10 protein-coding genes and 1 pseudogene are annotated in these 13,234 nt (G+C 25.5%); 1 reads left to right on the top strand and 10 read right to left on the bottom strand.

Features of this window, described 5'->3' with window-relative positions; genetic code table 11:
* Positions 1 to 30 precede the first annotated feature (30 nt).
* The 8 genes and pseudogenes from ACRC03_RS05125 to ACRC03_RS05090 form a co-directional block, all read right to left on the bottom strand.
* Positions 31 to 522, bottom strand: a complete 492-nt coding sequence (locus ACRC03_RS05125; RefSeq protein WP_438651486.1) for a hypothetical protein — start codon at positions 520 to 522, stop codon at positions 31 to 33.
* A gap of 179 nt (positions 523 to 701) precedes the next feature.
* Positions 702 to 1,583 carry a glycoside hydrolase family 73 protein gene (locus ACRC03_RS05120; RefSeq protein WP_438651485.1) on the bottom strand — a complete coding sequence of 294 codons (882 nt, stop codon included), beginning with the start codon at positions 1,581 to 1,583 and terminating at the stop codon, positions 702 to 704.
* A 145-nt stretch (positions 1,584 to 1,728) separates the two neighbouring features.
* Positions 1,729 to 3,165, bottom strand: a pseudogene (locus tag ACRC03_RS05115) (DHHW family protein).
* Positions 3,166 to 3,174: 9 nt separating this feature from the next.
* Positions 3,175 to 4,575 carry an MBOAT family O-acyltransferase gene (locus ACRC03_RS05110; protein ID WP_438651484.1) on the bottom strand — a complete coding sequence of 467 codons (1,401 nt, stop codon included), beginning with the start codon at positions 4,573 to 4,575 and terminating at the stop codon, positions 3,175 to 3,177.
* Positions 4,576 to 4,790: 215 nt separating this feature from the next.
* Positions 4,791 to 5,417, bottom strand: a complete 627-nt coding sequence (locus tag ACRC03_RS05105) for a hypothetical protein (protein ID WP_438651483.1) — start codon at positions 5,415 to 5,417, stop codon at positions 4,791 to 4,793.
* A 225-nt stretch (positions 5,418 to 5,642) separates the two neighbouring features.
* Positions 5,643 to 7,946, bottom strand: coding sequence for a glycoside hydrolase (locus ACRC03_RS05100; protein ID WP_438651482.1), 2,304 nt, complete (start codon positions 7,944 to 7,946; stop codon positions 5,643 to 5,645).
* A gap of 87 nt (positions 7,947 to 8,033) precedes the next feature.
* Positions 8,034 to 9,416, bottom strand: coding sequence for an ATP-binding protein (locus ACRC03_RS05095; RefSeq protein ID WP_438651481.1), 1,383 nt, complete (start codon positions 9,414 to 9,416; stop codon positions 8,034 to 8,036).
* The gene (locus ACRC03_RS05090; protein ID WP_438651480.1) at positions 9,409 to 10,056 is read right to left on the bottom strand and encodes a response regulator transcription factor; all 648 of its coding nucleotides are present in this window, start codon (positions 10,054 to 10,056) and stop codon (positions 9,409 to 9,411) included. Before ACRC03_RS05090 ends, ACRC03_RS05095 begins: the two co-directional genes overlap by 8 nt.
* 114 nt (positions 10,057 to 10,170) lie before the next feature.
* Between ACRC03_RS05090 and ACRC03_RS05085 the strand changes: the two genes are divergently transcribed.
* The gene (locus ACRC03_RS05085) at positions 10,171 to 10,608 is read left to right on the top strand and encodes a hypothetical protein (RefSeq protein WP_438651479.1); all 438 of its coding nucleotides are present in this window, start codon (positions 10,171 to 10,173) and stop codon (positions 10,606 to 10,608) included.
* Positions 10,609 to 10,660: 52 nt separating this feature from the next.
* Here the strand turns inward: ACRC03_RS05085 and ACRC03_RS05080 are convergent, their stop codons facing one another.
* Together ACRC03_RS05080 and ACRC03_RS05075 are read right to left on the bottom strand one after the other, a co-directional pair.
* The gene (locus ACRC03_RS05080; RefSeq protein ID WP_438651478.1) at positions 10,661 to 12,568 is read right to left on the bottom strand and encodes an endonuclease MutS2; all 1,908 of its coding nucleotides are present in this window, start codon (positions 12,566 to 12,568) and stop codon (positions 10,661 to 10,663) included.
* A gap of 293 nt (positions 12,569 to 12,861) precedes the next feature.
* On the bottom strand, positions 12,862 to 13,089 hold the full coding sequence (locus ACRC03_RS05075) for a GNAT family N-acetyltransferase (RefSeq protein ID WP_438651491.1): 228 nt from the start codon (positions 13,087 to 13,089) through the stop codon (positions 12,862 to 12,864).
* Positions 13,090 to 13,234 lie beyond the last annotated feature (145 nt).

Genomic DNA, 13,234 nt, shown 5'->3' with positions numbered 1-13,234 from the left:
AATATATACATTTCCTAATTATAATATTTTCTAGTATTCATCTAAATATTGAATCAACAAAGAAGTGGTAACAAATACCCTATCGCTACTTAAAACAATCGCACTTACATCCTCTACTAAGTATCTTAAGTTAATCTTATTGTTACAAGTTTCATCATCTGGGATTACAATAAATGTACTAAATGGAATTCTTATATCTTCTATTTTTTCTTTGTTATTTATATTAAATTTTTTATTTATTATATGACAGTCTAAAATCAAGCTAAAAGCTAAGCTTCCTATTATTATTAACTTTTTCCCACTTAAAAATTGTCCTTCTAAGGAATTTCCTTTTGGCGTTTTAATTATTTTTGTTGATATTATTTTAATTTCTGGAACAGTAACCTTTACTTTACAAATATTAATATATCTACAATCAAATTGTAGATTTTCGTAAACAACAAATTGTTTATAGTATTTTAAACAGCCTAATTCTTGGGTACTATACACTTTACATATCATTTTATCTAAATTAACTTCCACACCTAGACCTCCCATAAATACAGTAATTATGATTTAAACTAAAACATGTAAATAAATTATGTATGTAAGGTTTATTATTATATACATATGTTCTCTATAAATACTTTATATTTACTTATATATATATATGTCTAGATAAATATTATTAATAATATTTATTTAAAATAATATTTAATATGTTATAACTGTACTTCACTATCTATGACTTGCAGATTATACTGCTGAATTAACTGAATTAATTGTTTTGCATACATTTTTTCTCCTTTTTCATTGACTAATGTACTATATCCAGAGTTTTGAAGTGCCTCTGCTTGATATTTATAAGTATTAGAATTAAATACTCCACCTTTTTCATATCTTTTATTCTCAAATAAAAATTTACCGTGGTCATAAATAGATTGATTTTTATCTTCATATTTTCTAAATCTATCATCTATTACAGTTCCATTAAACTCTGTTGTTTGCAAGGTTACATACTCTCCGCTCCATGATCTGTCTGCTTTTATACCAAATAAATTATTATATTCACTTGCGAGTTTGGAATTTCCCCAGTTAGCTTCTAGTATAGCTTGAGCTATAGTTACTGATGGAAGTACTTTGTATTTTTTATAGTTTTCTATAGCTCCCTCTTTTATACTTTCAATAAATTTAGTATTTTCACTATCTTTATTGGTTCTACTAGGTGTTAATCCATAGTATTTTAAGTCCTCCATATATTTGTAGGTTCTTTCTTTTTCTCTCTTATTAAAGTTTAATTCATTTAACACTATATCTAATGAGTTTAATTCATTTTTATCATTTATAAACATTTGAGCTATTTCGATAATATCTAGTTGGTTTACTTTTTCAAAGTTGTTTTTTTCTATTACTCCGACTATTGCTGCTACCTGCTTCCAGTTTACTTGAGCTATATTACCACTTACTTCATCAGCACAATCTATGAATGTACTAACATCTATTTTTAGTTTATTTATTTCCTTTAATGAATTCCACTTAATAAAAGTATAAGTTCCTCCAATTAATAGAATCAAAATAATAGAAATTACTTTAATTTGCTTCATTATTACTTTCTCCTTTGTTGTCATTTATATTTTTAATGTTATATTTTCATATCTTTAACTTTATTATATACTTCTTTTGTTTCAAGAACGTTACAAAATACAACAATTTAAATAATAAAAAAATCTTGGATAAACCAAGATTTTTTTATTGTTTTAAATTGTTTATGGTATTTACTATACTCTCTGTGTTAGTTGCAAATATATTATTTAAAAACAACACTTCATCTATGTTATTTTTAGAAACTAATTCATTTAAGCTTCCTTTATACTGTCTAGAATCTATTACGTATATCTCTTTATAATGTGGTATTAAGAATGGAACAAATGCATTTGCATAAGATTCTTTAACAATAGCTATTTTCTTATCACTTTTTGCATTTTTATTCTCTATTTTTATTTGTGGAAAATCTCCATGTAAAAATACAGAATATGAGTTAACCCCAGTTGCATAATCTGCATACAACGTAGTTTTTAACGGTTTTGTTGGATTTTCTTTTTCATATCTATATACTTTATACTTATCTGGTATTTTATAATAATCAACTTTGTCTGGATTTTCCTTTAAATTACTATCTTGTGTTTGAGTATATAAGGTTCCTAAAAAATCTTCTTTAGTGTATTTTTCATATTTGTTTAAAGGTATCGGCTTAAATCCTGCTTCTTTTGCAAATGCTTCATATCCATAATATGCTCCAAGTGATGTCCAGTGATGATCTGTATTAAAGTAAATGTATTCATCTTTATGTTTTTCTAAATTGCTATAAGCATCTATTTTTTTTATATCATCATCTAATCCATTATATATTTTATCTATAACAGGCTTTTGAGGTTTTGACATATCTTTATATTTTTTAGGTAGTCCAAATTCTACATGACTTGGAACAACCATATTGTATACTTTTACATCTTTATCTAAAGACTTTTTCTGCTCATTTATAGCTTCAGTATATAATTTTGCTCCATTTTCATTCCCTCTAAATATTTCTAAAGCTGCATCTCCTAAAGTTATTATTGAGCCTGATTGTTCTGCTATTGCATTTTCATTTGTATTACTTTTGTCATTGTTATTATCTTCTTTTTTTTCTTGCTCTATTTTGTTAGAATTTTGATTTTGTATGTTTTCTTTTTTAGAGCATGCTGCCATAGAAGTAGTACATGTTATTATTAAAGTAACGGCCATTATATTTCTAATATACTTATTTATATTTTTGTTCATTATATTATCTCCTTTATGCTATTAATTTACTGAATAAATCTTTATTTCATCTTCACCTTTTCTTATTCCTTTAGCTTCATCTATTTTCGATGCTAATTGTAAAAACTTTTCACGAAATGGAAAAGTATCATTGTAAAAGTCTTCTAATCCTTTAAAGTAGTCTCCACTAAGAAAACTTTCTGTTGAAAATATTGGTATTGATGCCAGCTCTCTTTTTTCTAATTCTGATATGCTATTTTTGGGTATTATTATAGAGCTTAATGAAAGTATCCCTATTGTAGTAATAAATACGACTACATTTATTACCTTTATATTCAACTTTAATTTTTCTTTTCTTCTTACTTCTCTTATACTTTGGCTTCTCATATATACCTCCTAAAATCTAAAGTATAAAAATGGATTATAACTATTTTCTACAAGCATAGATGTACAAGTTATAATAATTAGTACGTTTATAAATACACAAGCTGCTTGTCCTATATAATCTAATTTTTTATCATTAATCATTTGCTTTAATTTTTTAACTATTGGTGTACTTGCGATTATAGCTAGTACAATCCAATAAATATTATTTGTTATAACTAAGCCTATTTCGCTATTACTAAAAGCATTATTTGATAAACCAAATAGTATTTTTAAATATTCAACTACTGAATTCATATCTGTAAAATAGAATATTGTCCACCCAATAATAACTATTAATAGTAAATATATATGCGATATAAATTTAGGTAGCTTTTTTAGTAAATTAATTAAAAACTTCTTTTCTAAATATACTATAGTTCCAAAATACAGCCCCCAGACAATGAAATTCCAGCTAGCTCCATGCCATATTCCTGTTAAGAACCAAACTACAAGTAAGTTTAAAATCATATTTTTTCTATTTCCGCCTAAGGGAATATACACATAATCTCTAAAGAAACTTCCTAGTGATATATGCCAACGTCTCCAAAACTCTGTTGCTGATTTTGATATATATGGATAATTAAAGTTTTCCATATATGTGAACCCAAACATTTTGCCTAATCCAATAGCCATATCTGAGTACCCTGAAAAATCAAAGTATATTTGGATAGTAAACATAATTATCCCAAACCAAGCTTCTACCATAGTTATACTTTGAAGATTTGAGTTCATATACTGAGCTGCAAACTCGCCTGCTACATTGGCTATCATAACTTTTTTAGCAAGTCCAACTACAAATCTATTTATTCCATCACTGACATTACTTATATTACTTACTCGATTTTCAATTTCATCTTCTACATCTACATATCTAACAATAGGTCCTGCTACTAATTGATGATATAGTGAAACATACATTAGAAATTTCAAGAAACTTCTTTGAGCTTTTACTTCACCTTTATATACATCTATTGAATATGATAATGTTTGAAATGTATAAAATGATATACCTATAGGTAATGAAAATTTAGGTATTTCTAATGATAAATTAAATATCATATTTATATTTTCATATATAAATGCACTATATTTAAATGTAATCAACAATCCTAAATTTATAATTATCGATGATATTAATCCTAGCTTTGCAAGTTTAGTCCCTCTATGTCTTTCTATAAATAAGCCATGGTAATAGTCTACAAGAGAACTAAAAAGTAGTAATACTATCCACAATGGCTCGCCCCATGCATAAAATATTAATGAAAATATTATTAATGTTAAATTCTTAGCTTTTCTACTTTTAAATCCATAGTATATAAATAGATTTAATGGAAGAAATAAATATAAGAACAATGTATTTGAAAATACCATATCTAACCTCCATAAATTGTTTGATTTTATGTATTAAATATACCAACCTTATGTTACATCCCTGTTACATTTTTATCTTTTTAATATTTTTATGTATATTATTTACTTAGCCCATTGCTTAATTTTTACTTATCTACAATTTTAAAGGTAATATATAATACCATAGTACGAAAAAAGGACATATCCTTATTGATATGTCCCTTTACCTACTATTATCATTTTGTTTCTGCTAATATATTTTTAACTTTATTAAAATCTTCTATGTTTATTATTATTTTTCTATCTACAAATCCCTTGCCAAGTGCTATTTTTTTCTTATTTTTAAATATCATTGAATCTTCATATTTTATTGATTCAATCTTATCAATATCAAATACTTGTCCATCAAAAAATATTACTTTATTATTAGTTAAATAGCTAGTGCTAAATATAACCTCTACTATACTTAAAACTGTCAATACAATCAATAAAATACATACAAGTATAAGTCCTTTTTCATAACTATCTAGGCTATTTATAAAACCCATCATATCAATATTACTACTTTCCACTTTATACATCTCAACCCTAATTTTTATTCCTCTAACCATACTATAAATTATCATTGGTGCTATCAATAGCATCCACTTATTATTTTCTTTTACTATTATATACTCAGTATTAGTTTTCTTTATTTGAGTAGTTATTCTATTTTTTATGATAAAATCTACAAGCTTCATGCTTACAATAAATGTAAATGATCCTACATAAAATATACTACTTATCATTTCATTTTTTAAAAGTATTGAAACCCCCATACATACAATTATTAAAATCAAAAATATTTTATTCCTTTTGTTCATTTTTGCCCCCTCGTAAATATTTTAATTTGCTAATTCCCTATTTAATATAATATTAACACATAATTTGAATATAGCAAAAGCCATAACCTCTATTTTTTTGGTTATGGCTTTTATTTATAGCACTTAGTTACTACTATTTATAATTAATTATTATTTTATTTATAATTAATTATTATTTTATTTATAACTAATTATAATTTTTTTAGCTATTAATAACTATTCTAATTATGGTTGATATACAGTTTTTTGGCCTTTATCGTATATTATTAAAGAGTGTGGTTTTATATTATCATTTTCATATTTAAAATCTTTATCTGAGAAGTTTGCTACCACAACTAAATCATTTCCAAATTGACTCTTTTGAACCAACTTATCCTCTGATAAGATTTCAAAATCAGTCATTTCTTCTTTTATAGCTTTTTTATTAAACTCAGACCAAACTTTATTATGCTTCACTATATCTTCTTTATATTTATCCCATTCTGCTCTATCTAAATGGTACATTGGTGGTGTATTGTATAATATTTCGTTCATCATTCTATCATTAACTTTATCTTTGATTTTGAAAGTACCCCATTGCCAATGATAAGATGTAACAACTGAATTATTATAAACTAATCTAAATAATGGTAATGAGTATGCTGGGTCTATAAATATTTTTTCATACTTTTCTTTTAAAGGTATTTGTTTAGCAAATATTTCTGGTGCTCCTCCTGTAGGTGAATAATATCTTCCTACATAATACTCACTATCTTTATTTTTATTCATATCTGGGTCTATCCATGAAAATGCTGGTGTTTCTAATCCATGAGCAAAGGCTATTGTTGTACTTGCAAAATCATTTCCACCTTCTGAGCCTATTACCATATTTTCCTTGTCTCTTATATAAGCCATTCTTTCAAGTCTAGCCTTTAAATCTTGTTCCATAGTTGTTGTATGATTTTTAGAATAATCATTATAAATTTCTCCTGTAGCATCACAATCTATAAACCAAGAATTAAATCCATAACCATCCTTTACAATACTGCTTACTCTTTCTTTTACACTTGGTAATGAAAGTGTAGGATTTAGCTTTCTTCCTTCCCCTTGGAATCCTGTTAGTTTTTTGCCTTCTTTATTTTCGATAGTTGCATTTTCGTATAAAGTTGTATCTTCAAATTTAGCCGTACTCCATTTTTCTTTACCTGGCTCATGTATAGAGTGATATGAATCATATGGTCCTATTAAGTACCCATATTCTTCAGCTTTTTTTACAAATTCAGGTGAAACATATCCTGCTTCTATGTCATCAAATCCTATCCATGCATTATCCATTCCTGATTTTTTCATTTCATCCAATACTTGAGTAGTTTTGTATTTAGCCCAATTTTTTACATCAGTTGTACTGTCTTTTAATTTTGATTTTAATAAATTTTTATTTAATTCTACTAGTTCTATTTTATTTAAATTTTCTACGCCTTTTTCTATTAATTTATTAGTTTTATTATCTGTATCTGTGAATAAACTTGGGTTGTAAAATTCTTTTAATAACATTACAGAATTAAGTACATTTACTATTTGAGCTTTTTGATATTTATCAACGTAGTCTTGCTTTTTAATTTCACTAAATACTGGTACTGACTCTTTTCCATCTTCTACTTTTGTATTTAGTAATTCTATTATCCAATTTTCTAAATCTGTTGGTATTGATGTTCTAATTTTTTTCCAATCTATATCATTTTCAGTTATTATAGACTTGTCCCAATAATAAATATGTGGTGCTCCATAAAGTTTTTCTATATTTTTATTGTCCTCTGCCTTTTCTTGTAAAGTCTTAAATTCCCCTTTTTCTACAACATAGTTTTTATAAGTTTTAGCTATATCTACTACATTTTTTTCAGTTACATATACTCTAAACCCATAATCTTTGTTTTCGTTTATACTCGGATACTCATGTTTAAACGAAAAGTTTATCTTATCTTTACTGTTAAACTCTATTTCATTATTGTACTTATTCTTTATAACATAAGTTAATGAATAGTCTTTTTTATCTACAGCAAAAAACTGCATTGAAAAACTTTCTATAACATTGTAAACTTGTTCATTTAAGTATTCTTTCCAGTATTTATCATTACTTGGTATAAATTTGCCTTCATTTATAGGAAGTATGTAACTTTCACCGCTTACTTTTGGCCATGTAAAACTTGATTCTTCTTTGTTGTTTGATTTTATGTCTATATCTAGATAGTTATCTTGTTTTTGTATATTTACATCTACATTTTCTTTAGGGTATGTCCAACTAATTTTATCTTCTGATTTTTTCAGATTACTTACTTCTTTTTTCTCTATAGGCTGTGATACTAATTCTTTCTTATTTTTAGATTCTATACTTAATTCAAAGTTGCTTGGATCTACATCAAACGTAAAATCTAAATTTTTTACCTCTTCTTTTGTTACTGTTTTATCTACTTTATTGGTACATCCTGATATTGTTGCTGAAACTACTATTACACTTAAAAGTGTAGCTATTATTTTTTTTCTTTTTCTCATATTTTCACCTCATGAGTTAGTCTAATTTATTTTTGTTACGTTAATGTTACAAAATGGATAGTTATTTAAATATATACACTTTCTAATTTAACCTTTTATAACAATAAAAAATTCTATTTTATCCTCATTTACATCTGCTCCATATTCAAACTTATGAGCTTCTAATATTTCTTTTACTATGCTAAGTCCTAGCCCTGTTCCTGATAAAGATTTGTTCCTTGATTCTTCTATTACATAAAATGGTTTCCAAATATTTTCTATTTCTTCTTTGTTTATGTCTGTTATGCCATTTCTTAATGATAAAGATATTTTTTCACTATCTTTTAATAAAAAAACATCTATTTTATTATCATTGTTATACTTTATAGCATTACTTATTAAATTATTTAATACTATTTCTATACTACTTTCATCTGCGTTTATGTAAAAATTTTCTTTATCTATTTTAATATTTACATCTATGTTATTTTCTTTTATAAGGAGTTCATATGTTTTTAAACATTGTAACAACTTTTCTTTTAAATCAAATTCATTCATGTTAAATTCTTTCTTCTCATACTTTGCCCAATATAATAAGTCATTTATTATATTGGTTAGATTTTCACTTTGTTCTATAATAGTATCTAAAAAGGTATCATCATCTATTCCATCTTGAATGCCAATTGCATATGCTTTTATCAAAGCTACTGGAGTTTTCATTTCATGTGATGCATCTGCTATAAATCTTTTTAGGCTTTCATTTCTACTATTAAGCTCATTCTGGGCTTTTTCTAGACTTATACTCATTTTATTTATACTTTGTGCTAACTCTTCTATTTCATCGTTAGTTTTTATTTCTTCTGTTCTAAAGTTTAATCTTGATATATCTTGTGATAGTGCTTTTAATTTTTTTATAGGCTTTATTATTTTATTTGACAATATAAATGTAAGTACTGTTATCAATATTACAGAAATTCCACTCATCATTATATTAAATTTATTTACAATTCCTATTGTTTCTTGAGAGTGTTCTATTGTGGTTGATAGTGCAAATACATAGTTATCTTTTTTTATAAATTTAACTAATAAGCTGTATTTAGATTTACCTTGATTGTATATTCTATTTATACTTTCAGTATTAAGTCTATATAAGGCATCTTTTGAAATCCAAAACTTTTTTAAGCTTATTCCTTTTTTGTAAAATTCATAACTAAGAGTTTCATTTACATGTTCTTCAACATTTTTTGAATTTAGATTTATTGGTGCATAAACTATGGTTACATTATTATTTTCTTCAATATTACTAATCTGGGAAATTAATTTTTCTGCACTTAAACTATCTATATCTTTTTCTAAATTATTTATAATTCTCTTTTTCTCATGTAAATAATACTTATTAACAAATATTTTATTAATGGTTAAGGATGCAATAGATACTAATATTACTGCTATACATATACTTATAGAAAGTTTTTTGTTTAGTTTAGTCATTAATTTTCTCCAAACTATAACCTATCCCCCTATGAGTTGTTATAACATTTTCTCCAATTTTTGCTCTTAACCGCCTTATATGAGTATCCACTGTTCTATCATCCCCAAAATAGTCCATTCCCCATACTAACTTTAGTAATTTTTCTCTTGATAGTATTATTCCTTTGTTATCTACTAAACATTTAATAAGTTCTAATTCTTTTTTAGTTAAATTAAGTTCTTTACTATCTTTGTAAACTTTATTGCTTTTAAAATCTATTTTTAAATCTCTTATACTTAATGTTTCATCAGTTCCAATTAGTTTTTTTGCCCTTAATATTAATACTCTTGGATCAAATGGCTTTCTTATGTATTCATCTGCTCCATAGTTTAAAGCATTTAGTTCATCTTCATTTTGACTTTTAGCTGTAAGTATTAGTACTTTTGCATTGCTTTGTTTTTTTATTTCACTACATACTTGTATTCCATCTTTTTTAGGCATCATCCAATCAAGTACAGCTAAGTCAATTTTGTTATTATAAAATATATCTAAAGCTTCTTCACCATCTTTAGCGGTAAATACATTATATCCATCTTTTTTAAAGTAAGCTTGTAGTATTTTAAGCATACTTAATTCATCATCTGCTATTAATATATTCATATTATTCCCTTTCTTTTTTAATGTAATACCTTTTATATTAATTTATTAATGTTACGTTTTTGTTACATTGGTATTTTGTTTTAGTTTTATTATGTATAATTAACTTAAATATTATTGTGTATAATTACAATCAACAATATAAAATTACCTTTCAATATTTTTAAAAATAGTAAAGATTGGAATATTCCTATTCTCTTTGGAATTGGAAGAGCTGGTTTAGAACTTTTTTATAATCTAGTAATAATTGCTTTAGGTAGTTATAATATATCTACTATGCTTATACTCATTATTGCTAGGGTGCTAATGTTTGGTGGGGGAATAGGATTAACTATAATGGATTATGTATCAGCAAGAGTAACAAAAACTAAAACTTTATGTTTTTTGGCAATTATTTTCCATGCAATAATGAATGGAGTATTATATGCAATAGAAATAAACTATATTCAAACCATTGAAAACTTTGATAGCTTTTTTATGATTGTAATGGCTAGTATTATTATTCTTATTTCATCTTTCATATACAAGAATAATAAAGTTAAATCTAAAGTATAAATTTAGTGAAAATAGGCATACTGTTTTTAATTCAGTATGCCTTTATTATTTATTACATTCTATTTTCTCTTATTTGCTTTTGTATCTTTTTTAAAGCCTTTTTTGAACCTCTTTCAATGTCTTTTTCAAGTTTTCTATCTTCAAAACTTGTAAATATGGTATTTAAGTCATAATCCGCTGGATATAATTCACTAGCTGTTAAAAATAATTCGATTCTTTTTACATTAACTTCTATAAATTCATCATTATATAAAACTTCAACGTTGTTATACTTATTAGTAGTTTTATAAATTATTCCAAAATCTTCTTTATCTAACAACTTAACCTTGTCTCCAACATTGTAAATAGGTATTTCCTTTAGTACTTCAACTTCTTTTATTTCCTCATTAGAAGAAATTTTATTTCGTCTAACTAAAGTTAAATTGTAGTTTCTATCTTCAATATAACTTTTAGCTCTATTTAATACCTTATCTTTTATTCCCATTTTTTTAGAAATAAATAAGGCATTACTATCTTCAGATGTACCTATAGTCAGCTTATACAAAGGTTCTAAAGTTTCTTTATCAAACATCATTCCTGCATTTTCAAACTCAGGATGAGCCGTTGCAAACTTTTTAATTTCGCCATAGTGAGTAGATGCAATTGTTATACATCCCATTTGGTAAAATTCTTCAAGTATTGATATTGCCAGACCTGAACCTTCATTAGGCTCAGTACCACTTCCTATTTCATCAAACAATACTAAAGTAGAGTTGTTTGAACTATTCATAATATCTGCAATGTTTTTTATATGAGATGAAAAAGTACTAAGAGCATTTTCAATACTTTGATTATCTCCTATATCCACAAATACTTTTTCAAATACACTCATCTCAGTTCCTTCAGATGCACATATATCAAATCCACATTGAACCATTAAAGTTAAAAGTCCTACTGTTTTTAAAGTTACAGTTTTTCCACCAGCATTAGGTCCTGTAATTATTAAACTTCTATACTCTTCTCCCATTTCAAATTCAAGAGGTACTACATTCCCTTTTAAAAGAGGATGTTTTCCTTTTATTATTTTGATGTAACCTCTGTTATTTAACTTTGGAGTTATTCCATTAATATTTTGACTGTATTTTGCTTTTGCAAATACCATATCATATTCTGAGATTATCTCCATATTTATCTTAATTTGAATTATTTTTTCAAATACAAGCTCTGTTAAATAAGATAAGATTTTGTATTCTTCTATAGATTCTTCGCTTTTTAAACTTATTAATTCTATGCTAAATTTTGATACACTACTTGGCTCTATAAAAACAGTACTCCCCTTTGAAGATGTATCAAGTATTGCACCATCTACTTCATTTTTATAAGAGGCTTTTATTGGAACTGCATATCTATCATCTCTTTTTGTTACAATAAACTCTTGAATGTATTTTTTGTTGTTACTTGAAGTTAAAAATTTATTTATTCTATCTTTGATTTTATCTTCGCAAACTTCTATGTTTCTTCTTATTTTTTTAAGTTCCTTACTTGCTAAGGAATCTACTTTGTTGCCTTTTATACAATACTTTATTTCATTTTCTATAGTTTCACATTCTGTTATATTTAAAGCATAAGAGCTTAAAGTTGGCGAATAAAATTCTTTATCTACCATAAAGCTTTTAATCTTTCTACAACCTCTTAAAAAATCTTCTATTCTAACAAGCTCACTAGGCTCTAGTATCATACCTTTTTCTACTTTTTCTATTGTAGAAGTTATGTTGAATAACCCTTCAAGTGGTATATGATTACTATTTTCTAGTATTTTTCTAGCTTCTTTATTTTCCTTAAGTCTTCTGTTTACTATATTAATGTTGCCACTTGGGTTTAATTTATCTATAAGCTCTTTTCCAAGTGAACTTACGCAATGTACTTTTACTAATTCTTTTAATTCATTTAATTGTAATTTTTCAAATGTATTTATATTCATTACTTTCTCCTCTATTTATAAGTCTAGTTTATTTAAAGTTTAAAGACTCCTTATAAATAGGGATTAACTTTTTTTAAATTTAGCTATACTCCCTATTTATTAAGAAGTCTAACCTCGGACTCATTATATTTAGTGTTTTGCATAAACTACCTCCATTTTTATTAACTATTTAAGCTACTGCAATATAAATACTTTGCTAGTGCATAGCTTAAATAAATCATTTTACTTGCAACCTTTATTATTTCATATCTTTAAGTTTTCTTCAATATAAAAAAAATTACCTTTTATATAAATTAATTTTCCATTATATATTCTTTGTGGTTTGAATCTTCATTTATTTGTTCTTGTATTATTTTAAATCCTCTGTTTTTATAAAATTCTACTGAATTAGCATTATCTTTATATACTGCTAGGTTTAATTTACTATATTTATCTATTACAAAATCCATTAAGCTTTTACCTATACCTTTTCCTTGAGCATCTATATCCACAAATAATGCCCCTATAAATTCATTATTTATAATACTTCTGCACAGTCAAAAGTTCATATGATTAAGAAGCCTGAAAAAATTCTCTTTTTTGGGCTTCTTCCTGCTTTTCTTTAATTATTTTAGTTATGCTTAAATCCCTATTTTTACCCAAACTCAATAAAATAATATAGCGAAT

Source organism: Romboutsia sp., from assembly GCF_051659545.1.
GTDB lineage: Bacteria > Bacillota > Clostridia > Peptostreptococcales > Peptostreptococcaceae > JBOFOR01.
This window is presented reverse-complemented; position numbering and strand designations above follow the sequence as displayed.